Here is a 23,653-nt window from a genome sequence, read left to right as displayed (position 1 = left end):
GACTAGTGTTGGAACAGATCTAAAATAATCGCGGCAGCGGCGCTACGGCTTTCTTGCCATGCGTCGCGAAACAACAAGCAACCTCCCTGTTCGATGAACAGTGAGGCACAGGTCGATACTCCGCAGTCACAGACCTGGGCAGCTTCCCGCCGGGAAGTCGGCCGGGGTCTGCCCGCAGCTCCGGTTCAAGAAATCTTCCTGCCATATCCTCCGCTGCCTTGTTTTCTGACCTTACGGTCATCTCGGGAGAACGCATGATGCGGCCGTCGCGGCGCGAGTTGCTCACCATGGGGACTGTCGGTGGCATCGTGCTCACGCTGTCCCGCTTCGGGGCGGCGCAGGCGCTGACGACCGAAGGGCCGCAGCCCTTCCTCGCCCACGAGACCCTGCCGGGGGTGGGTGTGAAGGTGCCGCCGGTCGGCCGCGTCGACGGCATGGCCAAGGTCACCGGCGCCAAGCTCTATGCCTCGGATTTTCGCGCCGCCGACATGCCCGGCTGGCCCGGCGAGACCTGTCACGCCCTCCTGGTGCGCGCGAACGATGCGACGCATCTCTATGAGGGGCTCGATCTCGGCCGGCTTGATCCTGCCGCCGCGCCGAACGAGGTGGTGACGGCAGCCGATGTCGCCCGCGCCGGGCTGACCGTCCCGGCCTTCTACGCCGGCGACCTCATGTGTCCGGAGGGCGAGACGCCGCTCTATCTCGGCCAGCCGGTGGCGCTTCTGCTGTTCGACAGCTTCGACGCCTTCGACCGGGCGCGGCTTTCCTTCCGCGACCACGGGCTCTTGCGGTTCGGCCGGGAGACCGGTCCGCAGACCCGGCCGAACTACGCCGCGTTCCGCTACACCCGGATCGCCGGCCCCACGCCGGACGCGCCGGATGTCTATTCGCCGATCCAGGAGGGATGGGTGAGCCCGGGCTTCACCGAGAGCTCCGGCCGGCCGATATGGAAGCCGCTGCCGGTCGCCGAGGGCGGCGACTACGCCAAGGGTGCACGCTTCGGCGAGGCGATCCGCGCCGAGTTGGCGGCGGACGATCCCGCCGTGCTGACGCTGGAGCGGGAGTTCGCCACCCAGTCGGTCGATCCGATGTTCCTGGAGCCCGAGGCGGGCCTCGCCTGGTACGATCCGGCAGCCAGGGTGCTCGATATCGTGCTCGGGGTGCAGTCGCCGTTCGAGGCGGCCGAGGCGCTCGGCGTCCTGCTCGCCAAGGCGCAGCCGGACTTCCGGCCGGCGCAGATCGCGGCGAAATTCGCCTATGTCGGGGGCGGGTTCGGTGGACGCGACCACACGCCTTTCCCGCTGTACGTGGCGCTGGCGGCGATGTTCTTCCCCGGCCGTTCGGTCCGCCTCGCCCACGACCGCTTCCAGCAGTTCCAGGGCGGCGTGAAGCGCCATGCGTTCTCGATGCGCTCGCACATCGGTGTCGACCGGGCGAGCGGCCGCATCCGTGCCTTCGCCGCAGATCACGTGCTCGACGGCGGCGGCCTTGCCAACTACTCGGGCAGCGTCGCGGTGGTGGGCGCGACCGGTGCCATCGGCATGTACGACGTGCCGAAGGTCGACGTCACCACGGTGGCCGAGCACACGCGCGGCGTGACCGCCGGCTCGATGCGCGGCTACGGCACGCTGCAGACCATGACGGCGCTGGAGACGTTGATCGACGAGGTGGCCACCGCGCTGCCGCTCGACCCGATCGAGCTGCGCCGGCGCAACGCGCTGAAGACCGGCGGACGCACCATGACCGGCAATCCCTATTCGGTCGCGGTGCGGGCGCCCGAGATCCTCGACAAGCTGGAGGCCCATGCGCTGTGGCGCGACCGCGCGGCTCACGCGGCGCAGGCGCGGCCCGGCGTCCTCGTCGGCACCGGCGTTGCCTGCGCGGCCAAGGACTACGGCACCGGCGCCGACTGCTCGCTCGGCCTGGTGACCATCGACCCCGAGGGGCGGGTCGCGATCCACGGCGATGCGGTGGAGATGGGCAACGGCATCGGCACCGCGCTCGCCAACCGGGTCGCCGGTCATGTGGGCCGGCGCGCGGACGAAGTCACCGTGGCGCAGATCGACGTGTTCGACGCGCTCGGCATCGTCACCTCGGGCGACCCGTACTCCATCACCCAGGCCGCCCAGGACGCGGCGGCGCGCGATCCGCGCTGGGTGCCGGCGATCTCTTCGGCCACCAGCGCCTCCATCGGAGCCCATGTCGGCACCCAGGCGGCGGCGGAGGCGGCGCGCGTGGTGTTCCGCTTCGGCCTGTGGCCGGCGGCGCTGTCGCTCTGGGACATTGCGCCCGCAGATCCGCGCAGCCGGCAGTGGGCCGATGCCTATTGGCAGGGCGACATGCTGATCCTCTCCGGGCTGTCGCCGCTGCCGCTCGAGGCCATCGCCGCACGGGCGCATGAGCAGGGCGGGGTGACCGGCGCGATGACGCACGCCTTCTCCCGCTGGGCGTGGGCGGAGGCGACCTTCGCGCTGCCGGGAGAGGACTGGACCGCCGACATCGATGCGCTGGCGGTGCGGCGCGGGGTCGGCGGGTTCGAGCGCCTCGATCGCACCGCGGTGGCGTTCCCCCCCGCCGCCTACAACCGCATCGGCACCGCCTTCGCCTCCATGTGCGGCACGGTGGTGCGGGTGGAGATCGACCGTGCCAGCGGAGCGCTCTCCATCGCCGGCGCCTACAGCGTGTTCGAATGCGGCACCGTGCTGGTGCCCGAGGTGGTGCTCGGCCAGGCGCAGGGCGGCTTCGCCATGGGCGTCGGCTACGCGCTGCTGGAAGATCTGCCGCCCTTCGAGGACGGCCCCGGCAACGGGCAGTGGAACCTCGGCCGCTACCTGGTGGCGCGCGGCTCCGACCTGCCGCTGCACGCGCTGGAAATCGAGGTGCTGCCGCCGCTGTCGCCCCGCGAACCGCCCAAGGGCATGGCCGAGGTGGTGATGATCCCGGTGGTGCCGGCGCTGCTGAACGCCATCCACGATGCCACGGGCCATCGGTTCCAGTCGCTGCCGGTCACGCAGGCGATGATCAAGGGGGTGCTCGGATGACCACGATCTCGCTGACGATCAACGGCCGGCCCCACGGCCCCGTCGCGGTGCGCGACGACCTGACCATGAACGACTTCCTGCGCGAGGTGCTCGGCATGACCGGCACCAAGTTCGGCTGCGGCGCCGCGCAATGCCTGAGCTGCGCGGTGATCGTCGATCAGCCGGACGGGACCAGCGCGACGACGCCCACCTGCATCGTTCCCGCCGTGGCCTTCGACGGGCAGCACGTGCGCACCGTGGAGGGCCACGCCGTCGATGGCCGGCTGACGCCCCTGCAGACGAGCTTCATCGAGCACTTCGCGTTCCAGTGCGGCTATTGCACGCCGGGTTTCCTCAACGAGGGCCAGGTGCTTCTGGAGCGATTGGAGAAGGCGCCGATCGCCCGCGCCGATGTCGAGCGCGTCGTCGGCGAGGCGCTCGACGGGCATCTGTGCCGGTGCTCCGGCTACGTGAAATACCATCAGGCGGTGCGCGACGTGATCCTCTCCGATCCTGCCCGCTTCCTGACCTCGTGAGGCGGCCAGCCATGAAGATCGACAGGTGGTCTGCGGCAACGGTTGCGCTGGTGCTGGCCGTCAGCGTGCTCACCGGCGGCATCGCCAGCCAGAGCGTCTTTGCCACCGCGGCGACCACGCTTGCGTCCCCGGACAGCTTTGCCGCCATCGCCGATCCGGCGGTGCGCTCGGCCGCCTACTTCACCGAGCTCGGCAAGGTGCTCACCAATCCGCGCTGCACCAACTGCCATCCGGCGACCGACCGGCCCCGGCAGGGCGACGAGGCGCGGTTGCACCAGCCTCCGGTGTTCCGCGGCGCCGACGGCATGGGCCTGCCGGCGATGCGCTGCGCCACCTGCCACCGCGACGCCAATTTCGATCCGGCCGGCGTTCCGGGTCACCCGGGCTGGCATCTCGCGCCGGCGACGATGGCCTGGGAGGGGCGGACCGTCTCGGAGATCTGCGCGCAGATCAAGGATCCGGCGCGCAATGGCGGCCGCTCCGTACACGACCTGATCGCGCACATCGGCGACGACACGCTGGTTGGCTGGGCCTGGGCGCCCGGCAAGGGGCGCACGCCCGCGCCGGGCACACAGAAGCAGGCCAAGGCCCTGGTCCAGGCCTGGGTGGACAGCGGCGCGGCCTGCCCCTGAACACGCGGTTCGGCCACCGCCGAACCACATGGGCGCGGCGATCCCGCCGGGCCCGGCAACGTCGATCGAACGGAGCGGCGGCCTTGCGCGCCGATCTCGGAGGACATCCATGACCCGCACGACCCTGCTGCGCCGCGCCCTGCTGTCGACCACGCTGTGTTGCGCGGTCACCCTCGGCGCCGGCACGGCACAGGCGCAGAGCAGCATTCCCGCCTACATGGAGGTGATCGTCGGGGCGACGATCCCGGCGGCTGCCGAGGTCGCCAGGCAGAACGTGCTGGCGCTCAACACCGGCATGTTCGATCTCTACGGCTCCGCCGGCAAGCTGGTGCAGGCGAGCATCCTGTCGCAGAACCCGGTGATCCTCGGCCTCTTCTCGGGGGCGGGCGGCCGGTTCATCCTGTACCGGCCCGGCCAGCCGCCGCTGGAAGGACCTCCGGTTCCGGAGGTCTACCAGCTCCTCAAGTCGGTCGGCCACAGCGTGATGGCGCTCGCCGTGGTGGTCGGTCCGCACATCGGCAAGGCGGACGACGCCTCCTGGCAGCCCCAGATGCTGGCCTACCGGGTGCGGCTCGAGGCGGCGCTGGAAAGCCTCGACAGCACCAGCATGCCGGAGGCGTGGCGGGCCAACAACCGTGCGCTGATCGCCGAGAACATCGCCTTCATCGACAAGGTGACTGCCGCGAAGGTGGTGAGCTTCGACGACGTGGCGGCGTTCGCGGAGAGCCAGAAGGCTCGGCTGAAACTCGACATCCAGTGGGCGGCCGACACCCAGGTGAGGCACTGGATGGGTGTGCTGGCCGACTGGAAGCAGCAGCTCGGGCCGGACTGGGCGAAGGTCTATGCCGCCAGCAACACCATCTACGTGGCCCGCCAGAACAACGTCCTCTACAGCGTGCTCGCCCAGTTCTTCGAGCCGGACGACATCAATTCCCGCCTCATCCTCATCGAGACCGTGTCCTTCACCACGACCCCCGAGGACATGCTGGATGCGCTCACCCGCATCATCGCCGACCGGACCGTCGGCGAGACCTTTTTCGGCAGTCGCTATCTGATGGACTACGAGCTGATGGGCGGCGATGCGCGGGATTCCATCGTGGCGCAGACGAAGGCGCGCGGGATGGCGGCCCATCTGCCGCCGAAGGTGCCGTTCGGCTCGCACCAGTGGCCGACCCACACGGAAACGGGACCGGGGCCGGCGTCCCTGTCCGACCTGCCGTAGGCGCCCCGGCCCGAGCTGGCGACGGCCCATTCTCGGGGCCGTCCGGAACTCCTGCCCGTCTCAGAGCTTCTCATACCTCAGCCAAGCCGCCCGTCGTGGCGGCACTGCAAGGATGAGGAGACGGACATGGCAGAAATGACGCTGGCAGACCTTTCCAAGGAAATGCGCGACATCGACATTGCGATGCTGTCGACGCGCACCGAGGGCGGCGCCATCGCGGCGCGGCCGATGAGCAACAACCGCGAGGTGGACTACGACGGCGACAGCTACTTCTTCACCTCCGAGCGCACCCGCACGATCGAGGACATCGAGCGCACGCCGGACGTGGGTCTCTCCTATGTCGGGTCCAAGGGCTTCCTGGGCCGCGGCCGGGTCTTCATTTCCATCGAGGGCAAGGCTGAGCTGATCCGCGACCGCGCGGCCTTCAAGGACCGCTGGACCAAGGATCTCGACGAGTGGTTTCCCAACGGCGTCGACACCCCCGGGATCGTCCTGATCAAGGTCCACGCCAGCCGGATCCACTACTGGAACGGCATGGAAGAGGGCGAGCTGAACGTCTGATCGCTGCGCGGCCTGAGGCTGCGTCAGGCCGGCCACAGCGCCTGAAATGAAAAAGGGGGCCCGCGTGGCCCCCTTTGTCCGTTCGTCGGCCGGTGCGGCCGCTACTTCGCGTTCGCCTTTTCCACGAACGCGTTGGTGTAAGTGTCGGTGATCTCGATGTTGGCGGCGGCGACCGCCGGATCGCCCGCACTGAACACCTTCAGCACCGCCTCGGCACCCTTCGGATCCATCATGCCTGTCTCGGAGAACATCGGCAGCGTGTTCTTCAGGGCGGCGAGATAGGCCGCCTTGTCATTGCCGACCATCTCCGCCGGCATCTGCTCCATGATCTCTTCCGGGGTGTGGCTGTGGATCCACTTCAAGGTGGCAACGACGGCGCTCGCCAGGGCCTGGGCCTCTTCCGGATGCTCGTCGATCCAGGTGGCCTTGGTGTAGATGGCGCCGCCCGGATAGTCGCCTCCGAACACCGCGCGGGTGTCCTTTTCGGTGCGCGTGTCGGTGAGGATCTTCAGGTCGGGATACTTCGTCTGCAGCATGGTGACCGCCGGATCGAGCATCACGGCCGCATCGATCTGGCCCTGCTCCATGGCGGCGATGGCGGTGCCGCCCAGGCCCACGCCGATGACGGCGGCAGCATCGCGCTCGAGGCCGGCCTGCTGGAGCTCATACTTCAGGAAGTAGTCGGTCGAGGAACCGGGGGCGCTGATGCCGACCGTCTTGCCCTTGAGGTCGGCGACGGTGTTGATCTTCCCCGTCTGGTTCGGAGACACGACGATGACCAGGCCCGGATAGCGGTCGTAGACGACGATGGCCTTGAGCTTCTGGCCCTTGGCGGCGAGCGCCACGGTATGGTCGAAGTAGCCCGAAACCACATCGGCGCTGCCGCCGATGACGGCCTTCAGCGCCTGGGATCCGCCCTTGAAGTTGACCATCTCGACGTCGAGGCCGGCCTTCTCGAAATTGCCGAGCTGCTTGGTGAGCACGGTGGGCAGGTAGCACAGGCAGCCGGCGCCGCCGATGGCCAGCGTGATCTTGGATTGGGCTGCCGCGGCGCCGCCCATCGTCACCACCGCGGCGGCGACGGCGATCAGCTTTCCGATTGTTTTCATGGTGATTTCCTCCCTTTGAAACAACTTCATGTCCGGCCACACTTTAAGGTCGGACGACGTGAAATCCACCCCTTCTAGCGGTGGGTCTGTCCGGGCTCGGGGCGCCAGACGAGCAGCCGGCGCTCGACCAGCGTGACCCCGAAGTCGATCACCAGCACGAAGGCGGCGAGCACGAACATGCCGGCGAACACGCCGGCCACGTCGAACATGCCTTCCGCCTGCTGGATGAGATAGCCGAGGCCGGCGGCCGAGCCGAGATACTCGCCGACGACCGCGCCGACCACCGCGAAGCCGATCGAGGTGTGCAGCGACGAGAACACCCAGGACATCGCCGAGGGCATGTAGACGTGGCGCAGCAGCTGGCGCTCGCTCATGCCGAGCATGCGGGCGTTTGACAGCACGGTGCGGTCGACCTCCTTCACGCCCTGGTAGACGTTGAAGAAGACGATGAAGAACACCAGCGTGAAGCCGAGGGCGACCTTCGACCAGATGCCGAGGCCGAACCACAGCGTGAAGATCGGCGCCAGCACGACCCGGGGCAGGGCGTTGGCGCCCTTGACGTAGGGGTCGAAGACCGCGGCGAGGCGCGGCTGGCGGGCGAACCAGAAGCCGATGACGATGGCCGCGAGCGCGCCGATGATGAAGGCGAGCGCGGCTTCCGAGAGGGTGATCCAGAGATGGTACCAGATGGTGCCGCTGGCGAACCAATCCCAGATCTGCCGGGCCACGTCGATCGGCGTGGAGAAGAAGAAGGCGGTCTGGGACGGATCGCCGACCAGATCGGTGCTCGACACCACGTACCACGCGGCGATCGTGGCGACCGCCACCCCGATCTGGAGGGTGAGCAGAAGTGCGCGGTTCATTCGGTGTCTCCCACGGACATTCCGGGATAGGCCTTCAGCACTTCCTTCTTCAGCAAATGCCAGATGTCGCGATGCAGCGCCTGGAATGCGGGCTCCAGCTTGATCTCGCCGATGTCGCGCGGCCGCTCGAGGTCGATCGGGAAGTCGCCGATGATGCGGGCGGCCGGCCCGGTCGACATGATGACGACCCGGTCGGACAGCGAGATGGCCTCTTCCAGGTCGTGGGTGACGAACAGCACGGCCTTGCGGTTCTCCGACCAGAGCCGCAGCAGGAGGTCGCCCATGATCAGCCGGGTCTGCGCGTCGAGTGGGCCGAACGGCTCGTCCATCAGGATGATCTCGGGATCGCGGATCAGCACCTGCGCCAGCGCCACGCGCTTGCGCTGGCCGCCGGAGAGCATGTGCGGATAGCGCTCGGCGAAGGTTTCCAGCCCCACCCGCTTGAGCCAGGCCAGGGCCTGGGCACGCGCGTCGGCGCGGCGCACGCCGTTGATCTCCAGCCCGATGGCGACGTTCTCGATGGCCGTCTTCCAGGGCATCAGCGCGTCCTGCTGAAAGAGATAGCCCGCCTTCTCGTTCAGCCCCGGGATATGCGAGCCGAAGATCGCCACGGTTCCGTTCGCCGGGTTCAGCAGCCCGGCGGCGGCATTGAGGAGGGTCGACTTGCCACACCCGGTCGGCCCGACGATCGCCACGAATTCGCCCGCGCCGACCGTCAGGTCGACGTTTTCCACCGCGCGGAAGACCTTGCCTCCGGCAACGTCGAATTCGATGGCGATGTCGGTGAAGCGAACCGCCTCGTCCCGAGGGTGCTGGCTCATGTCCCCGGTGTCCTCCAAGTGCTTGCCTGCGGCTGCCCGCATGGTTGGTGCCCCCTGTTCGTCGGTCGCTTCATCTCGGTCACGCGTCATGCCGGAAGAGGCCCCTCGTCATGTCTGCGACCGTCTGGTCAACCGTCGGCGGGCCATACATGGCAGAAATTCTGTCGTTCGTCGTGTGCGGGTGCCCGGCATGCCCGCAGAGGTATCCATGGTTACCTCATGCAACGGACAGGCGCGTCGGCTCAAGGGTGGTGGTGAGGGAAACTGGCGCGCGGCCTGATCGAGGGAACCGAGGTGTGCCCGCGCAGAGGACGGTGCTGATCAGATCCGGGTGTCCCAGGTCACGATGGTGAGCTTGCGCCGATACGGCGTTACGTCCTTTTCGAACACCGCGAAGTGGGGGGATGCGAGGTGCGCATCGAAGGCGTCACGGCTCTTGTAGTTCTCGTAGAGGAAGAGCGCCCCGGGCTGGCCGTGCTCGCACCAGACATCGAACCTGTTGCAGCCCGGTTCCTTCCGGCTGTCCTTGGCAAAGGCGCGGACGCGATCGACGAACCGATCGTGGTGTTCGGGCGCGACTTCGAACGTGACGCAGACACAGAACATGGTCACTCCTGCGGGTTGTCGTGCAGCCCGGCTCGATCGGGCTCGCCTTCGTCGCGGTGCAGAGGCGGGCGCGTGTGCACCGGAGGTTCCGGCAACAGGGTCGGAACAACCGTATAGGGTGCACGATAGCGGCACAGGGTCGGGACAGGAAAGCAGGAATGCAGCCGTCCGACGGTTGCGGCGACGGTCCAGATCTCGCCGGCAAATCGGCCCTGCCGCCGGTCGGATGGAGCGATGCGGGCGCTCATGGCGTACGGCAGAGGCTGATCCACCGTGCCAGGATTGACGACCTGCCGGATCCGGCCTTCGGTGGCGCGGACACGCGCAACGGGGAGTCCGGCCATGGCCGATCACGGAATCTTCAACGGTCTGCCGCTCATCTGGTCGGCCCTTGCGGGCGATTCAGCCCTGCCGGATGTCCGTGAAGCCGGTGCTGGCGACCTGCCGTCCGCCTATGCCGTGAGCAACCTTGCCTCCGCGGCCGTCGGTGCGCTGGGCGCGGCCGTTTCGGAGTGGATGGCGGGGGAGGCCGGAGGGGTGCCGGGGGTCACCGTCGACCGCCGCCTGGCGTCCCACTGGTTCGCGACGTCGTACCGGCCGGACGGATGGGAGCGGCCATCGTCCTGGGATGCGGTGGCCGGCGACTACCCGGCCGCCGACGGCTGGATCCGGCTGCACACCAATGCCCCCCACCACCGCAAGGCGGCCTTGTCCGTGCTGGGCGTGGACGCCGACCGCGATGCCGTGGGGCGGGCGGTGGCGGGCTGGGAGACGGATGCCCTGGAGACGGCCGTCGTCGCGGCCGGCGGCTGCGCGGCCGCCATGCGGACGCGGGCAGAATGGCTTGCCCATCCCCAGGGCGCGGCCGTCGCCGCCGAGCCGCTGATCTGGCGGGAGGAGGGGAGCGAGGGCCCGGGGTTGCACCGGCCGCGGCCGCCCGGCCGTCCGCTTTCGGGCGTCCGCGTGCTCGATCTCACCCGGGTGCTGGCGGGGCCGGTGTCGACCCGCTCGCTCGCCGGCTTCGGCGCCGATGTGCTGCGGCTCGATCCGCCGTGGTGGGACGAGCCCGGCGTGCTGCCGGACGTGACGCTCGGCAAGCGCTGCGCGCGGCTCGACCTCGCCAGCCCCGAGGGCCGTGGCGTCCTCTCCGGGCTTCTGCGCGACGCCGACGTGCTCGTCCACGGCTATCGCTCCGATGCCCTCGACCGGCTGGGGTTCGGCACAGAAGAGCGGCAGCGCATCCGGCCCGGCCTGGTCGACGTGTCCCTCGATGCCTATGGCTGGACGGGCCCCTGGGCGGCGCGGCGCGGCTTCGACAGCCTCGTGCAGATGAGCGCGGGCATCGCGGCGGAAGGCATGCGCCGCTTTCAGGCGGAGCGGCCGACGCCGCTGCCGGTGCAGGCCCTCGATCATGCCGCCGGCTACCTGATGGCGGCCTGTGCGGTCAGGGGCCTGACGGTGCGCCGGAACACCGGACGCGGATCGACGTGGCGCACCTCGCTCGCCCGGGTGGCGGAACTGCTCGTCGCGCTCCCCGTCGCTGCGGATGCGACGCCGATGACCGCAATGGCACCGGAGGATTTTGCGCGGGGCACCGAAGAGCAGACCGGCTGGGGGCCTGCCAGCCGGCTGCCACCGCCGCTCGGCGTCGAGGGCGCTCCGATGCGCTGGGAGCGTCCGGCGGGGCGGCTGGGGACGTCTCCGGCGGTGTGGTGAGGGGGAATTCCTTTGCCCGGGCTGCCTGGCAGATTGCGCCGGCCCCGCATCTCTGGTCTATCCCCGGCCTGGAGCCCTTTCCGGTCAGGTGGACTTACCCGCCCGATCAGAAATGGCGCCAGAATCAATGCTTTGAGAAAGTCCTCTGCGTTCAGATCGCGTCGATCCGAACGGCAAATGCCCTGACGGCGCCGGCCGGCGCGGGCGCGGTTGAGGACGATCTGGATCAGCGGAGGCACCGGTGACGGTCACGGTTTACGGCATCAAGAACTGCGACACGATGAAGAAGGCCCGGGCCTGGCTCGACGGGCAGGGGATCGACTACGCCTTCCACGACTACAAGACCGCCGGCGCGTCGCCGGAGCTCCTGAAGGGCTGGGCGGGCCAGGTCGGCTGGGAGGTGCTTCTCAACAAGGCCGGCATGACGTTCCGCAAGCTGGACGACGCGGCCAAGGCCGATCTCGACGCGGCGAAGGCGATCAGCCTGATGAGCGCGCAGCCCTCGATGATCAAGCGCCCGGTGGTGGACGCCAACGGCCGCCTGATCGTCGGCTTCAAGCCCGACGCCTACGCGGCCTTCTTCGCGGCCTGAGCACGCCCCGGCATCGCCCGTCAGGGCATGTAGGCGCCGCCGTTCACCCACAGCACCTGGCCGGTCATGTAGCGGCTGTCGGGTCCGAGCAGGAAGCCGATCGGGCCGACGACGTCGTCCGGCTGGGCGAGGCGCTTCAGCGGCAGGTTGGCGACGTAGGCGTCGACCGGGATGTCCGGGTCCGCGGTCTCGTCGGAGCGTCCGGTGCCGCCGCGCAGGAACGCCGTGTCGACGGCCCCGGGAGCCACGACGTTGACCCGCACGGCGGGTGCCCATTCCAGCGCGAAGGTCTTGGCGAGCGCGATGACGCCGGCCTTGGAGGCGGCGTAGGGGCCGTAGCCCGGCCGGATGTACTGGCCGAGGCCCGAGGCGATCAGCACCGCGCTGCCGCCGTCCGACAGCAGCGGCAGCACCGCCTTCGTCGACAGGAACAGGCCGCGCAGGTTCACCGCGATGATGTCGTCGAAATAGTCGGTCGGCGTCTCCGACAGCGGACCCACGCGATTGTTGTAGCCGGCGAGGTTCACGAAGCCGTCGAGGCGCGGCCAGCGGGTCGAGAGGTCGCTGGCCGCCTCGGCGATCGAGGCCTCGGAGTGGATGTCGACGGCGATCGCCGGCGCCTCCGGCGGATGGCGCTCCAGCGTCTCCGCGAGGTCGAGAACGACGGCCTCGTCCCCCTTGGCCAGCAGCGACGCGACCAATGCGCGGCCGATCCCGCCCGCCCCTCCGAGCACCGCGATCCGGCGGATGGATGGTTCGGCTGCCATGGGTCAGCGCTCCCCGGCGGGGCTGGCCGCAAGGCTTCCGATGTGGGCGAGGATCTCTGCTTCCGAGACCACGTCGGCGTACTTGGCGTTCATGTCGAAGAGGTTGGCCTCGTGGGGCGCTTGGTGGCGATCGCCGCAGGCGTCGGCCACCACGGTGGTGATGAAGCCGTGCGACATGGCATCGACGCAGGAGGCGCGCACGCAGCCGCTGGTGGTGAGCCCGCCCAGGATGACGCTGTCGATGCGCGCAGCGGTGAGCGTGGAGGCCAGCGAGGTGCCGAAGAAGGCGCTCGGATACTGCTTGGAGATGACGATCTCGTCGGGCTCGGGCACCAGCCCGTCGGCGAAGCGGGCCGTCGGCCGCCCGCGCACGAACGCCTTCAGCGGCAGCGCCTTCTCGAAGAAGCGGCCGCCGTCGAGCCCGCCCTCCTGGTAGGTCACCTCGGTCAGCACCACCGGGATGCCGGCGGCGCGGGCCGCCTTGCGGACCCGCAGCGCCGAGGCGAGCGCATCCTCCACACCGGCGTAGAGATCGCAGCCGGGATCGAAGTAGGCGTGCGCGAAGTCGACGAGCACCAGGGCCGGCCGGCGCCCGAAGCCAACCTTGTTGGAATAGGCGCGCTTGTAGTTCTCGGCGAGGTCTTCGGTCATGTCATCGGTCCTGAAACAGCCAGGGCTGGGCGGTCTGGTGGCGGGTCTCGAAGGCCTCGATGGCGGCCCCGTCTTCCCGGAGGATGACGTCGGTCTCGTCCCAGCCGTTGAGCAGCATCTGCCGGTCGGCCTCGGCGATGTCGATGCGCGCCACCGTCTCTCCGTCCACCCGCAGCGTGCGCTGGTCAAGGTCCACCTCGAAGATGGCTCCCGCCGCGGCGCGCGCGCCGAGGGCGGCGACCTGCTCCCGCGGCAGGGGGATGGTCAGCAGGCCGTTCTTCACGCAGTTGGCGGCGAAGATCTCGCCGAAGCTCGGCGCGATGACGCAGCCGATGCCGTGGCCGACCAGCGCCCAGACGGCCTGTTCGCGGCTGGAACCGCAGCCGAAGCCGTCGCCGGCGATCAGGATGCGGGCCCCGGCGAATTCCGGGTCGTCGAGCACGAAGCCCGGCCGTGGGGCGCCGCCGGCGTCGAACCGGCGGTCGTGGAAGAGGTAGGGGCCGAGCCCGTCGCGGTCCATCAGCAGCAGGAAGCGCGCCGGGAAGATCACGTCGGTATCGACGTTGTCCTCGGGCAGGTGGGCGGCACGCGAGCGGAGCCTCCGGAAACCGCTCATGACGGGGTCGACTCCAGCGCGCGCACGTCGACGAGGTGGCCGGCGATCGCCGCCGCCGCCACCATCGCCGGGCTCATCAGGTGCGTGCGGCCGCCGATGCCCTGCCGCCCCTCGAAGTTGCGGTTGGAGGTCGAGGCGCACCGCTCGCCGGGCGCGAGCCGGTCGCCGTTCATCGCCACGCACATGGAGCAGCCCGGCTGCCGCCATTCGAAGCCGGCGGCAAGGAACACCTCCGCCAGCCCTTCCTCCTCGGCGCGCGTCCGCACCGGCCCGGAGCCGGGCACCACGATGGCGGTGACGCCCGGCGCCACGCGGCGGCCGCGCACGACGGCGGCGGCGGCCCGCAGGTCTTCCAGCCGGCCGTTGGTGCACGACCCGATGAACGCATGGTCGATGGCGATCCGCTCGAGCGGCGTGCCCGGCTGCAGCCCCATGTAGGCGAGCGCCCGGCTGCGGCGCTCCCGGCGCTGGGCGTCCGGCTCGTCGGCGGGATCGGGCACCCGGCCGGTGATCGGCAGCGCGTCCTCGGGGCTGGTGCCCCAGGTGACGTGGGGCGCGAGGTCGGACACGTCGATCCGCTCGTGCCGGTCGTAGGTCGCGCCCGGATCGGGCCGAAGCGTGCGCCAGTAGGCGACCGCCTGGTCCCAGAGATCCCCCGCCGGCGCCATCGGCAGGCCCTTGAGGAAGGCGAAGGTGGTCTCATCCGGCGCGACGAGCCCGACCCGCGCCCCGCATTCGATGGTCATGTTGCAGAGGGTCATCCGCTCCGCCATCGACATGGCGGAAATCACCGGGCCGGCATATTCGATGGCGTAGCCCGCCGCGCCGTTGGCGCCGATCCGGCGGATGACGGCGAGCGCCACGTCCTTCGCCGAGACCCACGGGCTGCGCGTGCCCGTCACCTCGACGCGCATCGTCTTCGACTTGCGCTGGCGGATGCACTGGGTGGCCATGACGATCCCGCACTCGCTGGCGCCGACGCCGAAGGCGAGGGTTCCGAACGCGCCGTGCGTGGAGGTGTGGCTGTCGCCGCACGCAAGCGTCGCGCCGGGCAGGGTGAAGCCCTGCTCGGGACCGATGATGTGGACGATGCCCTGGCGCGGATCGTCGAGGGCGATGAACGGGATGGCGTGGCGCGCGACGTTCTCGGCCAGGCGGTCGGTCTGGGCGCGCGCCTGCGGGTCAGAGATCGGCCCGTCGCGCCCGCGCGTCGGCACCGCGTGGTCGGGCACCGCCAGGTTGGCGGTCGGGCGCCGCACCGAGCGTCCGCGCCCCTCGATCGCCAGGAACGACTGCGGCGTGCTCACCTCGTGCAGCAGGTGGCGATCCACGTAAATGAGCGCCGAGCCGTCGCCATAGTCGCGCACGACATGGCTCGACCACAGCTTCTCGTAGAGCGTCGATCCGGTCATGGCGCCCTCCCGGCGTTGCCCGCGCTACTCCGCTTCGGCGTATTTCTCCTCGAAGGCCCAGACGTCCTCGAAGCCGAGCAGCGTGTTGAAGGCGGAGAAGTCGTAGAGGTCGATCGCGTCGCTGGTCTCGCCGTTGGCCTTGAGGTCGGCGTAGGCCTTCTGCAGCGCCGCGCCCATCGACAGGAAGCCGACGGCCGGATGGATGGCGACCGAATAGCCGATCTCCTTCAACCGCGCGGCCGACAGCAGCGGCGTGCGGCCGCCGTTGACCATGTTGGCGAACAGCGGCGCGTCGATCTCGTCGGCCACCCGGCGCATCTCGTCCTCGGACTCCGGCGATTCCACGAAGACGATGTCGGCGCCGGCCTTGGCGAAGGCCTTGCCGCGGCGGATCGCCTCATCGAGGCCGAGGCCGGTGCGGGAATCCGTGCGGGCGATGATCAGGAAGTCGTCGCTCTTGCGGCTGTCGACGGCGACCTCGATCTTGCGGACCATGTCGGCGAGCGGAATGACGCGCCGGTTCTTGGTGTGGCCGCACTTCTTCGGGAATTCCTGGTCTTCCATCTGGATCGCCGAGACGCCGGCGTCCTCGTAGCCGCGGATGGTGTGGCGGACGTTGAGCAGGCCGCCGTAGCCGGTGTCGGCGTCGGCGATCACCGGGGTGTCCGTCCGCTGGACGATGGTCGCGATGCGCTCGATCATGTCGCGGTAGGTGGCAAGGCCCGCGTCCGGCAGGCCCAGGTAGGACGCGACGGTGCCGTAGCCGGTCACGTACAGCGCCTTGAAGCCGATGCGGTCGGCGATCATCGCCGAGATCAGCTCGAACACGCCGGGCGCCAGCACCAGGTCGCCGGAGGTGATCGCGGCCTTGAGTTTCGGATCTGCCATCAGTTGGTACCTTTGTCTTGATGCTGCCTGTGCGGGCCGCGTTCAGTGGAACCGCAGCAGGCTTCCGTAGTCTTCGAAGCGGTCGTCGATGCCGGCCGCGCGCAGCCCGGCCCAGAAGGTCGCCTGGTTGGAGGTGATCACCGGCACGCCGAATTCGGCCTCCAGCACGGGGACGATCGGCAGCGTCGGAAAGTCGGTGCAGGTGATCAGCAGCGCGTCGCTGCCCGGCACGAAGGCGCCGCGCGCATGGTCGGCGACGGCGGCGAGCGTGGTTTCGGCGATCAGCGGATATTCCGACGGGCCGCCGGCGCCGATGCCGAGCCCGACGATCTTCTCCACAGCGGAGCCGTGGTCGCGCAGGAAATGGGTCTCGTGCTGGTTGAGGGCCTCGGCATAGGGGGTCGCCACCGACATGCGCACGGCACCGAGCGTCCTGAGCGCCGACACGATGGCGGCCGACGTCGTCACCACCGGCACGCCCGTCCGGTCGCTCAGCGTCTCGGGCAGGGAGTTGGCGGGCGAGATCATCGAGCCGGCCGTGCAGGCATAGGCGACCACGTCGACCCGCGCCTGCTTGAGGATCTCGATCACCGCCACCAGATCGGCGATGAGGGCGGCGCGGCCGGCCTCGCTGGCGGTGTCCGCGTGCAGCGGCATCCGGTGGGTGTGCACCGTCACGCCGTCCGGCACCATGCGGCTCCACTCAGCCTCGTTCACCGTATTGGTCGGTGGAACGATCAGGCCGAGCTTGGCGCGGTAGCTGTAGGTGGACCTGTGGCGGGGGCCGGTCACGGGAGAATCCTTGCGGCGGAAGCGATAAAGTACGGACTATTTCCACAATCTTAAGAAAGATGTCCATACAATTCGCCGCGACCGCTCCCCTCGGCCTGCCAGATGGCCGCAGCGGCGCACGGGATCCGTGACTTCGCCTGGGCGACGCGGTACCCAGAGATCGTCCCCGCCGGGGACTCAGGCAGACGGAGTTGGTCGACAGGTGGCTGGCGCGCATTCCACTGACAGCGGCAAATCCAACGACACCGGGCCGCGCTATGCGCGGATCCAGAGGGTCCTGGAGGACCGCCTGAAGTCTGGCTACTACGCCGTGGGCAGCCTGATGCCGACGGAGATCGAGCTCGCTGCGGAGTTCGACACCAGCCGCTTTACCATTCGCGAGGCGCTGCGCTACCTGACCGAGCACGGCTACGTGGAGCGCCGGCAGGGGGTCGGAACCCGGGTGATCTCGATCCGGCCGATCGCCAGCTTCTATCAGTCGTTCGGCTCGCTGGAGGAGCTCTTCCAGGTGGCGATCGACACCTGGTACGTGGTGCTGGACACCGAGCTGGTCAGCCTCTCGGCGGAGGTGGCCGAGCGCGTCGGCGGCCTCCCCGGTGAGGAATGGTACCGCATCAACGGCATGCGGTGGACGGAGCCCGGCGGCCGGCCGATCTGCTTCATCCAGAGCTACGTCCCGGTGCGCTTCCGCGAGGCGATCCCGAAGTTCGCCACCCATCAGGGGCCGTTCTTCGCGCTCCTGGAGCAGTATTGCGACGGGCCGATCGAGGAGGCCGTCCAGGAGATCCGCGCGATGGCCATGCCGGCCGAGATCGAGCGGATGCTGGGGCTCAGGCCGGGGTCGTGGTCGCTGCAGATCCTGCGGCGCTACATCACCGAGAGCGGCGTGCTGATCGCCTCGTTCAACTGGCACCCGGCAGACCAGATGACCTACGTCATGCACATCCAGCGCAGCCGCCAGGGCGACGGCTCCCAGGGCGGCTGAGGCGGGATCGCTCACACGAACTCCGGCCTGAACCCGCGGCCGTTCCGGACGGCCCGCATGGCGAAGCTGCCGCGCAGGTGGGCCGGCACGAGCAACGTTCCCTCATCGGCCGACAGCGCGCACAGATCGAAGCGCAGGTGTGCGGCCATCTGCCGGTCGAAGCAGAAGCGGCTCGACCAGTCCGGCCGGAGAACCTGCAGGGGCGAGTGGAACGCGTCGCCGCAGAACAGCGCTCGCCGGTCCGGCGCAAAGGCCAGCTCGAGCCCGACCTGTCCCGGCGAATGGCCGGCCAGCGGCACGATCGTCATGCCGGCGGCGAGCTCGAAGCCGTCGTCGGCTTCCTCGCAAAGCCCGGCCTCGATGATCGGAAGGACGCTGTCGGCGTAGGAGCCGTGGTTGGCGGCACCCGGCCGTGCCCGTTCGGCGTCCTGCCAGTGGCGGAGCTCCTTGCGGCCGACGACGTAACGCGCGTTGGGAAAGGTCGGGACCCAGCGGCCGTCCTCCAGCCGCGTGTTCCAGCCGACGTGGTCGGCGTGCAGATGGGTGCACAGCACGATGTCGATGTCGGCCGGGTGGAGCCCGGCCGCAGCCAGCGCCGGGAGATAGGGTCCGCCGCTGCGCTGGTGCCAGTCTTCCCGCACCGGGCGCTCCTTGTGCTCGCCCACGCAGGTGTCGATCAGGATGGTAAGCGGTCCGGACCGCAGCACAAAGCTGTGCACGCCGAGCAGCACGGTGCCGGCCGCAAGGTCGATGTGGTTCCCGGTGAGCCAGGCGAGGTCGTCGCCAAGATCGGCGAAAGTGGCGTTCGGGATCAACAGGTCGAGCGGCAGCGCGAACCGGTCCAGGTCGACGATCTTCTGCACGGTGGCGTCGCCGAGGGTCAGCATGGCGCTCACATGATCGCGGGCTTGTCGACGTGCGGCGATCGTGCGCCCGCCGCCGCCTCGGCGGGGGCCAGCGTCTCGTCCCACAGGCGGGCGATGAACCGCGCGCCGGTGATGCCGTTCGACGCATCGGAGGCGAGCCAGCCAACGCCCCGCCGCATGATCGCGGCCGGCAGCAGGTTGCCGTCGGCGCCCTTCTTGTCCGCACTCGGGGGAAGGAGGTCCGTGTCCGCCGCCCCGCCGGGAAGGTAGACGTTCACGTCGACGCCGGTGCCGTCGAGGTCCTGGGCCCAGCAGCGCGACGCGGCCTCGATGGCGGCCTTCGAGGGGCCGTAGGGCGCGTAGCCCTTTCGGACCATCGTCTGGTCGCTGGTCGACACGTTGATGATCTTGCCGAAGCCGCGCTCGATCATGCCGGGGGCAACCGCCGCCGCCATGTAGAAGGTGCCGTTGACGTTGGCGTCGACGATGGCGCGCCACTTGGTGGGTTCGATCTCCCAGAAGCGCGTCGGCTCGACGTTGAAGCGCTCGCTGATGACGCGCATCCCGAGCCCTGCGTTGTTCACCAGCACATCGATGCGCCCGAGCGCACCCAGCACCTGGTCGACCATCGCGCGGCACGCGCCCGGATCCCCGACATCGCCGGTCACCGTCAGGGTCTCGCCACCATCGGCCAGCGCCGCCGCCTCGGCGGCGGTGTCGCGGAGCGCCTGGCTGTCGCGCGATCCGGCCAGCGCCACCGTCGCGCCGTCCTCCGCCAGCTCCAGCGCCATCTCCCGGCCGAGGCCGCGCGACGCGCCGGTGACGAGAACGACCCGTCCGTTCAGTGAGGGGTGTCGGTACATATCGGCTCGGAACCTTCCTGGGCCTGCGTGCGAAGTGGGGATCCGTCAGGCGGTGATCGCGAAGCCGCCGCCGAGGCGCGGCTTGGTCGACAGCACGTGCCCGGCCATGGCCGTTTCCGCCCACTGGCTGTTGCCCTGGGCGAGGGCGGCCAGGATGTCGCGGTGCTGGGCGTTCGAGCGCAGGATGTTGATGGGCTGGTCGCAGACGAACTGCTTGATCATCACCAGCGGCAGCGCCGCCGCCTGGGCGGTCAGCGTCAGCAGCTGGCGCGAGCGGGTCGCCTTGACGATGGTGGTGTGGAAGTCGGTGTTGAGGTCGACGAACGCTTCCGCCGCGGCGTCGTCGGACCGGTCGCCGAGCTCGTCGATCTTCAGGATCAGCTGGCCGAGGCGCGCGAGCTCGTCCTGGTTGATCTTGTGGGCGGCGATGGAGGCTGCGTAGGCGTCGAGCTTGGCGCGGATGTCGAAGATGACGCCGACCTCGTCGGCCGAGAAGTCGGTGACATAGCGGTGGCGGTTCTCTGCCGTGGCCAGTCCCTCGGCGACGAGCCGGCGCAGCGCCTCGCGCACCGGCGTCCGGCTGGTGCCGGTCAGCTGGGCAAGCGTTTCCTCGCGCAGGTGCTCGCCGCCCTTTAGCGCCCCGGTCAGGATCGCGCGCCGGATGCCCTGATAGGCGCGCTCGGCAGGTTTGTGGACGTCGGCCGCGGCAAGATCGCCGGCCGTCGCCGGCTGGCCCTCCGCCCACGCGGTGGCGTCCTCGAGTGCATGTCTCGGTCTGACGGTCACATCGCCCTCGTCGGTTCGATGTGCGACTGGTGTGTCTGAAGATACCATTCCGCTATCTCCTCCCGCGTCGCGAACCAGACGTCGTCGAACGTCTTGGCGTATCGGATGAAGTCGCGCAGCGCCCGTATCCTGAACGGCTGCCCGATGACATGGGGGTGAAGCCCGATGTTCATCAACCGGCCGCTCACGGCGCTCTCCTCGTAGAGCCAGTCGAACTGCTCCTTGAACATCTGCAGTCCGGTGTCGGCGCTCAGCCCCTGGCGCAGGAAGCTGAAGTCGTTGACCTCGGACGTGTACGGCACCGACACCATCGGCCGGCCGCTGCGGGTCTGGACGAGGTACGGCTGGTCGTCGTTGAGCAGGTCGGTGACGAACAGCAGGCCTTCCTCGGCCAGGATGTCGATCGTGTTGAGCGTCGAGCGCAGCGAGCTCGACAGCCAGCCCTTCGCCTTGCGGCCGCAGACCTCCTCGTAGATGTCGAGCGTCCGGCGAATGACCCCGCGCTCGGCGTCCTCGTCGAACATGTAGTCGGTCAGGAGCTCGTCCTGCACGTAATTGTGGGCCACGATCTCGAACCCGCGCTCAAGCGCCGCATCGACGATCTCCCGGCGCTCCACCGCGATCTTGGCGTTGATGGTGCAGCTGGAGCGTACGCCCTCGGCATCGAAGATGTCGAACATGCGCCAGACGCCGACGCGCTGGCCGTACTCGCGCCAGGTGAAGTTCGGGTTGTCGTAGACGTTGCCCGGCAGGTCGCCGCCGACGATCCCGGGGCCGCCCGGATAGTACTTCTTGTCGCTCGCCTGGACCGGATCCCAGTATTCCAGGTTGGTCGTGAGGATCACGGCCAGCCGCTTGCCGTCCGGCCACTTCAGCGGCTTGCGCCGCGGCATCGGAACGAAGTCGTAGTGCATCGCCGCGCGCCTCCCGTGACCGATTGCGCCGTCAGTAGTGCGACAGCAGCGATCCGTAGCCCTGGATCTTGTCCTCGATGCCGTTCATGCGCAGCGCATGCCAGTAGGTCGCCGTGTTGATGGCGATCACCGGCTTGTCGAGCCAGAACTCGGCGATGCCGCCGACCCGGGCCATCGCGAGGTTGGTGCCGGCCTGGACGATCGCCTCCACGCCGCTGTCGTTCACCTCGATGATGGCGTCGCGCAGCGTCTTCTCGGTCTCGTGGGCGATCAGCATCGGGCTCGCGCACTTCAGCCCCTTCACCGTGACGACCTCGTAGCCGCAGTCGGTGAAGAAGTGCTCCACCTGGGCGTCGCCGATCGGCATGTAGGGCGTGATGACCGCGATGCGCTTGATGTCGCCGAAGCGGGAGAGGGCGGCCTGGCAGGCGTCCGAGCCCATGGCGACGTTCATGCCCGCCCGGGCCTCGACCTCGGCCTTCAGGCTGTCGGCGCGCTCCTTGCCGTCCCAGAACGTCTCCGCCGACATGCCCATCACGAGGGCGCCGGGCGAGCAGGTCTTCACCGCGTCGATCGCGTCCATGGTCGCGGCGCGGATGCGCATCACCAGCTCGTTGAAGTCCTCGTCGGTGTGCACCGGATCGTCCGGAATGACGATGCGCGAGAAGTGGTTGGTCACGCCGACCGGCCGCATCGAGTCGAACTCGGGCTGCACCGAGGTGTTGGTCGACGGCGCGATCACGCCGAACTTCATGCGGTAGCCGAGACTGTCCACCATCGGGCTGGTTCTCCTTGCAGGGGCGTGAGGTCGCGCCGGCCGTTCGGCTCAGGCGACCGCTTCGAGGTCGCGCAGCGACTGGATCATCGACGACCGCAGCAGGTAGTCGCGATGGGCCTGCGGGTCGGCAACGGTGCGGCGCAGCTCGTCGTGATAGGCCCGGCGCGCCTCCGGCTCGCGCTCGGCCATCATCTTGCGGTTGCGCAGCGTCTGGGCCTGGACGGTCTCCAGCGCCACCTTCCGCCGCTGGCGCTCGTAGCGCCCCATGGTCTCGATCGGCGCGCCGTTCCACACCTCGGCCAGCTTGCCCGTCAGGTTCACCGCGTCGTGGATGCCGCCGTTCATGCCCATCCCGCCGAGCGGGTTGTTCAGGTGCGCGGCGTCGCCGGCCAGGAACACCCGGCCCGCCACGTAGCGGTTGGCGACGCGCTCGTGCACCCGGTAGGCCGTGGCATGGGCGATCTCGTAGCCGGCGTCGTTGGGGCAGAGCCGCTGCAGGCGCTGCTGCATGACGGCCCCGTCGGTAATCTCGCTCTCGGGCAGGTTGGGGTCCGTCGGCAGCAGCACCCGCCACAGGGTGGAGGTCTGCAGCAGCACGGCCCACTCCTCCGGATCGGTCAGGTAGGCGATCGGCGCCAGATCCGGGATCGCCCGGTCGAAGGGGAAATGCGTCGACATCGACAGGAAGATCTCGGGGATCGTCTGCCCTTCCAGCTCGATGCCGACCGATCTGCGGATGGCGCTGCGGGCGCCGTCGGCGGCGATCAGGTAGCGGCCGCCGAACGTCTCCTTCGACCCGCCGGGACGGGCGACGGTGAGCGTCACGCCGTCGTCGTCCTCCGTGACGCCCAGCGCCTCCGCCTCGTAAATGATGTCGACCAGGCCGCTGGTCTCCATCCGCTCGCGCAGCAGCTCGGCCAGCTTCCACTGCTCGCACTGCAGCCGGTAGGGGTGGGCGGTGTCGGCGGCAAGCAGGCCGAGGTCGAAGGTGGCGACGATGCCTTCCTTGCGGTCGCGGAACTGCCACTGGGGGCAGATCAGGCCGCGCTCGATCAGCCGGTCCGTCACGCCGAAGCGGTCGAGCATGTCGAGGGTGGGCGGATGGAAGGTCGAGGCGCGCAGATCCTTCGGCAGCTCCCGGCTGAGCTCGAAGATCGTCGCCGGTATTCCCGCCTCGGCCAGTGCCGCGGCGGCGACCAGCCCGACCGGTCCGGCACCAACGATCAACACCCGTTCCTCTCCGCCCATCCTGCCGAACGCCCCCGATGTTTTGCCTTGACAACGCTAAGATCGGTTTTCATTGTGTACAAGTTGTCAGGACATATCAAGCGCATTTGGCGGTTCATGTTCCTGACAATTCGGCGCCTGCAGCCCGCGGGTGCGCCGCGCGGCCTGCCGGGTCCGGCCGGCTGCAGGTGACCGGGGCTGACCGCCGATTGGGGAAACGACGGCCGCAAACGGCCGCGACCAGAGCTTCCAGAGACTCGGAAACGGCGACGCATGTCGGGTTTCCTGTGCCTTCTCCGAACTGCAACGGGCCTCGGTCGGTCTGGCTCGGGTCCTGCTCGCGAGCCGCCATGCGTCGGCGGGTTTGACCGCTGGAACGGCGACAATAGCCGTCGGACAAGGCCGTCATTTGTATACAAATGGCGCGCCG

At 69.2% G+C, this 23,653-nt stretch carries 25 protein-coding genes; 8 read left to right on the top strand and 17 right to left on the bottom strand.

Annotated elements, in window-relative coordinates:
- Positions 1–257: 257 nt before the first annotated feature.
- The 5 genes from ACSSVZ_RS17740 to ACSSVZ_RS17720 all read left to right on the top strand — a co-directional run bounded on the left by ACSSVZ_RS17740 (position 258) and on the right by ACSSVZ_RS17720 (position 5,971).
- Complete coding sequence (locus ACSSVZ_RS17740; protein ID WP_453972086.1) at positions 258–3,041, top strand: xanthine dehydrogenase family protein molybdopterin-binding subunit; 2,784 nt, start codon at positions 258–260, stop codon at positions 3,039–3,041.
- On the top strand, positions 3,038–3,556 hold the full coding sequence (locus ACSSVZ_RS17735; protein WP_453972051.1) for a (2Fe-2S)-binding protein: 519 nt from the start codon (positions 3,038–3,040) through the stop codon (positions 3,554–3,556). The genes ACSSVZ_RS17740 and ACSSVZ_RS17735 overlap by 4 nt, the downstream gene beginning before the upstream one ends.
- Positions 3,557–3,567: 11 nt before the next feature.
- The gene (locus tag ACSSVZ_RS17730) at positions 3,568–4,188 is read left to right on the top strand and encodes an Isoquinoline 1-oxidoreductase subunit (protein ID WP_453972050.1); all 621 of its coding nucleotides are present in this window, start codon (positions 3,568–3,570) and stop codon (positions 4,186–4,188) included.
- A 109-nt stretch (positions 4,189–4,297) separates the two neighbouring features.
- Positions 4,298–5,410: a hypothetical protein gene (locus tag ACSSVZ_RS17725; RefSeq protein WP_453972049.1), complete on the top strand. Its 1,113-nt coding sequence runs from the start codon at positions 4,298–4,300 to the stop codon at positions 5,408–5,410.
- Positions 5,411–5,536: 126 nt separating this feature from the next.
- Complete coding sequence (locus ACSSVZ_RS17720; protein WP_453972048.1) at positions 5,537–5,971, top strand: pyridoxamine 5'-phosphate oxidase family protein; 435 nt, start codon at positions 5,537–5,539, stop codon at positions 5,969–5,971.
- A gap of 101 nt (positions 5,972–6,072) precedes the next feature.
- Here ACSSVZ_RS17720 and ACSSVZ_RS17715 read toward each other — a convergent pair whose 3' ends face one another.
- The 5 genes from ACSSVZ_RS17715 to ACSSVZ_RS17695 form a co-directional block, all read right to left on the bottom strand.
- A complete protein-coding gene (locus ACSSVZ_RS17715) occupies positions 6,073–7,080 on the bottom strand; it encodes an ABC transporter substrate-binding protein (protein WP_453972047.1) in 1,008 nt (335 codons plus the stop codon).
- A gap of 74 nt (positions 7,081–7,154) precedes the next feature.
- A complete protein-coding gene (locus ACSSVZ_RS17710; RefSeq protein WP_453972046.1) occupies positions 7,155–7,943 on the bottom strand; it encodes an ABC transporter permease in 789 nt (262 codons plus the stop codon).
- Complete coding sequence (locus tag ACSSVZ_RS17705) at positions 7,940–8,764, bottom strand: ABC transporter ATP-binding protein (RefSeq protein ID WP_453972045.1); 825 nt, start codon at positions 8,762–8,764, stop codon at positions 7,940–7,942. Before ACSSVZ_RS17705 ends, ACSSVZ_RS17710 begins: the two co-directional genes overlap by 4 nt.
- A gap of 321 nt (positions 8,765–9,085) precedes the next feature.
- Positions 9,086–9,370, bottom strand: a complete 285-nt coding sequence (locus ACSSVZ_RS17700; RefSeq protein ID WP_453972085.1) for a putative quinol monooxygenase — start codon at positions 9,368–9,370, stop codon at positions 9,086–9,088.
- 2 nt (positions 9,371–9,372) lie between these two features.
- Positions 9,373–9,714 carry a hypothetical protein gene (locus ACSSVZ_RS17695; RefSeq protein WP_453972044.1) on the bottom strand — a complete coding sequence of 114 codons (342 nt, stop codon included), beginning with the start codon at positions 9,712–9,714 and terminating at the stop codon, positions 9,373–9,375.
- On the opposite strand from ACSSVZ_RS17695, the gene ACSSVZ_RS17690 reads away from it, so the two are divergent.
- Positions 9,713–11,086 carry a CoA transferase gene (locus ACSSVZ_RS17690; RefSeq protein WP_453972043.1) on the top strand — a complete coding sequence of 458 codons (1,374 nt, stop codon included), beginning with the start codon at positions 9,713–9,715 and terminating at the stop codon, positions 11,084–11,086. The two genes, ACSSVZ_RS17695 and ACSSVZ_RS17690, sit on opposite strands and share 2 nt — an antisense overlap.
- A 241-nt stretch (positions 11,087–11,327) precedes the next feature.
- Positions 11,328–11,678, top strand: coding sequence for an ArsC family reductase (locus ACSSVZ_RS17685; protein ID WP_453972042.1), 351 nt, complete (start codon positions 11,328–11,330; stop codon positions 11,676–11,678).
- A 20-nt stretch (positions 11,679–11,698) separates the two neighbouring features.
- On the opposite strand, the gene ACSSVZ_RS17680 is transcribed toward ACSSVZ_RS17685, so the two are convergent.
- From ACSSVZ_RS17680 to ACSSVZ_RS17655, 6 genes are read right to left on the bottom strand one after another with little or no spacing between them, the layout of a single operon-like run.
- Positions 11,699–12,445 (bottom strand): SDR family NAD(P)-dependent oxidoreductase, encoded by a 747-nt coding sequence (locus tag ACSSVZ_RS17680; protein ID WP_453972041.1) that lies wholly within the window; start codon positions 12,443–12,445, stop codon positions 11,699–11,701.
- A gap of 3 nt (positions 12,446–12,448) precedes the next feature.
- Positions 12,449–13,096, bottom strand: a complete 648-nt coding sequence (locus tag ACSSVZ_RS17675) for an isochorismatase family protein (protein ID WP_453972040.1) — start codon at positions 13,094–13,096, stop codon at positions 12,449–12,451.
- A gap of 1 nt (position 13,097) precedes the next feature.
- Positions 13,098–13,712 (bottom strand): 3-isopropylmalate dehydratase small subunit, encoded by a 615-nt coding sequence (gene leuD, locus ACSSVZ_RS17670; protein ID WP_453972039.1) that lies wholly within the window; start codon positions 13,710–13,712, stop codon positions 13,098–13,100.
- On the bottom strand, positions 13,709–15,124 hold the full coding sequence (gene leuC / locus ACSSVZ_RS17665) for a 3-isopropylmalate dehydratase large subunit (protein WP_453972038.1): 1,416 nt from the start codon (positions 15,122–15,124) through the stop codon (positions 13,709–13,711). Before leuC ends, leuD begins: the two co-directional genes overlap by 4 nt.
- A 24-nt stretch (positions 15,125–15,148) precedes the next feature.
- On the bottom strand, positions 15,149–16,012 hold the full coding sequence (locus tag ACSSVZ_RS17660) for an isocitrate lyase/PEP mutase family protein (RefSeq protein ID WP_453972037.1): 864 nt from the start codon (positions 16,010–16,012) through the stop codon (positions 15,149–15,151).
- Between the two features lie 42 nt (positions 16,013–16,054).
- Entirely contained in the window at positions 16,055–16,804 is a 750-nt protein-coding gene (locus ACSSVZ_RS17655) for a maleate cis-trans isomerase family protein (protein WP_453972036.1), read from the bottom strand.
- 202 nt (positions 16,805–17,006) lie between these two features.
- Here ACSSVZ_RS17655 and ACSSVZ_RS17650 point away from each other — a divergent pair, with 202 nt between their 5' ends.
- Positions 17,007–17,789 (top strand): GntR family transcriptional regulator, encoded by a 783-nt coding sequence (locus tag ACSSVZ_RS17650; RefSeq protein ID WP_453972035.1) that lies wholly within the window; start codon positions 17,007–17,009, stop codon positions 17,787–17,789.
- Positions 17,790–17,800: 11 nt separating this feature from the next.
- On the opposite strand, the gene ACSSVZ_RS17645 is transcribed toward ACSSVZ_RS17650, so the two are convergent.
- From ACSSVZ_RS17645 to ACSSVZ_RS17620, 6 genes are read right to left on the bottom strand one after another with little or no spacing between them, the layout of a single operon-like run.
- Entirely contained in the window at positions 17,801–18,676 is an 876-nt protein-coding gene (locus ACSSVZ_RS17645; protein WP_453972084.1) for an MBL fold metallo-hydrolase, read from the bottom strand.
- A 5-nt stretch (positions 18,677–18,681) separates the two neighbouring features.
- Entirely contained in the window at positions 18,682–19,518 is an 837-nt protein-coding gene (locus ACSSVZ_RS17640) for an SDR family NAD(P)-dependent oxidoreductase (protein WP_453972034.1), read from the bottom strand.
- A 45-nt stretch (positions 19,519–19,563) separates the two neighbouring features.
- Positions 19,564–20,304, bottom strand: a complete 741-nt coding sequence (locus ACSSVZ_RS17635) for a GntR family transcriptional regulator (RefSeq protein WP_453972033.1) — start codon at positions 20,302–20,304, stop codon at positions 19,564–19,566.
- Complete coding sequence (locus tag ACSSVZ_RS17630; RefSeq protein WP_453972032.1) at positions 20,301–21,218, bottom strand: hypothetical protein; 918 nt, start codon at positions 21,216–21,218, stop codon at positions 20,301–20,303. Before ACSSVZ_RS17630 ends, ACSSVZ_RS17635 begins: the two co-directional genes overlap by 4 nt.
- Positions 21,219–21,249: 31 nt before the next feature.
- Complete coding sequence (locus tag ACSSVZ_RS17625) at positions 21,250–21,996, bottom strand: maleate cis-trans isomerase family protein (protein ID WP_453972031.1); 747 nt, start codon at positions 21,994–21,996, stop codon at positions 21,250–21,252.
- A gap of 48 nt (positions 21,997–22,044) precedes the next feature.
- On the bottom strand, positions 22,045–23,226 hold the full coding sequence (locus tag ACSSVZ_RS17620) for an FAD-dependent oxidoreductase (RefSeq protein ID WP_453972030.1): 1,182 nt from the start codon (positions 23,224–23,226) through the stop codon (positions 22,045–22,047).
- Between the last annotated feature and the right edge of the window lie 427 nt (positions 23,227–23,653).

Source organism: Amorphus sp. MBR-141 (assembly GCF_053628695.1).
This window is presented reverse-complemented; position numbering and strand designations above follow the sequence as displayed.

What these genes read in the sequence shown, in the direction of transcription:
- ACSSVZ_RS17740 (WP_453972086.1), top strand. Translation starts at nt 258, where the DNA reads ATGCGGCCGTCGCGGCGCGAGTTGCTCACCATGGGGACTGTCGGTGGC.
- ACSSVZ_RS17735 (WP_453972051.1), top strand. Translation starts at nt 3,038, where the DNA reads ATGACCACGATCTCGCTGACGATCAACGGCCGGCCCCACGGCCCCGTC.
- ACSSVZ_RS17730 (WP_453972050.1), top strand. Translation starts at nt 3,568, where the DNA reads ATGAAGATCGACAGGTGGTCTGCGGCAACGGTTGCGCTGGTGCTGGCC.
- ACSSVZ_RS17725 (WP_453972049.1), top strand. Translation starts at nt 4,298, where the DNA reads ATGACCCGCACGACCCTGCTGCGCCGCGCCCTGCTGTCGACCACGCTG.
- ACSSVZ_RS17720 (WP_453972048.1), top strand. Translation starts at nt 5,537, where the DNA reads ATGGCAGAAATGACGCTGGCAGACCTTTCCAAGGAAATGCGCGACATC.
- ACSSVZ_RS17715 (WP_453972047.1), bottom strand. Translation starts at nt 7,080, where the DNA reads ATGAAAACAATCGGAAAGCTGATCGCCGTCGCCGCCGCGGTGGTGACG.
- ACSSVZ_RS17710 (WP_453972046.1), bottom strand. Translation starts at nt 7,943, where the DNA reads ATGAACCGCGCACTTCTGCTCACCCTCCAGATCGGGGTGGCGGTCGCC.
- ACSSVZ_RS17705 (WP_453972045.1), bottom strand. Translation starts at nt 8,764, where the DNA reads ATGAGCCAGCACCCTCGGGACGAGGCGGTTCGCTTCACCGACATCGCC.
- ACSSVZ_RS17700 (WP_453972085.1), bottom strand. Translation starts at nt 9,370, where the DNA reads ATGTTCTGTGTCTGCGTCACGTTCGAAGTCGCGCCCGAACACCACGAT.
- ACSSVZ_RS17690 (WP_453972043.1), top strand. Translation starts at nt 9,713, where the DNA reads ATGGCCGATCACGGAATCTTCAACGGTCTGCCGCTCATCTGGTCGGCC.
- ACSSVZ_RS17695 (WP_453972044.1), bottom strand. Translation starts at nt 9,714, where the DNA reads ATGGCCGGACTCCCCGTTGCGCGTGTCCGCGCCACCGAAGGCCGGATC.
- ACSSVZ_RS17680 (WP_453972041.1), bottom strand. Translation starts at nt 12,445, where the DNA reads ATGGCAGCCGAACCATCCATCCGCCGGATCGCGGTGCTCGGAGGGGCG.
- ACSSVZ_RS17675 (WP_453972040.1), bottom strand. Translation starts at nt 13,096, where the DNA reads ATGACCGAAGACCTCGCCGAGAACTACAAGCGCGCCTATTCCAACAAG.
- leuD (WP_453972039.1), bottom strand. Translation starts at nt 13,712, where the DNA reads ATGAGCGGTTTCCGGAGGCTCCGCTCGCGTGCCGCCCACCTGCCCGAG.
- leuC (WP_453972038.1), bottom strand. Translation starts at nt 15,124, where the DNA reads ATGACCGGATCGACGCTCTACGAGAAGCTGTGGTCGAGCCATGTCGTG.
- ACSSVZ_RS17660 (WP_453972037.1), bottom strand. Translation starts at nt 16,012, where the DNA reads ATGGCAGATCCGAAACTCAAGGCCGCGATCACCTCCGGCGACCTGGTG.
- ACSSVZ_RS17645 (WP_453972084.1), bottom strand. Translation starts at nt 18,676, where the DNA reads ATGCTGACCCTCGGCGACGCCACCGTGCAGAAGATCGTCGACCTGGAC.
- ACSSVZ_RS17640 (WP_453972034.1), bottom strand. Translation starts at nt 19,518, where the DNA reads ATGTACCGACACCCCTCACTGAACGGACGGGTCGTTCTCGTCACCGGC.
- ACSSVZ_RS17630 (WP_453972032.1), bottom strand. Translation starts at nt 21,218, where the DNA reads ATGCACTACGACTTCGTTCCGATGCCGCGGCGCAAGCCGCTGAAGTGG.
- ACSSVZ_RS17625 (WP_453972031.1), bottom strand. Translation starts at nt 21,996, where the DNA reads ATGGTGGACAGTCTCGGCTACCGCATGAAGTTCGGCGTGATCGCGCCG.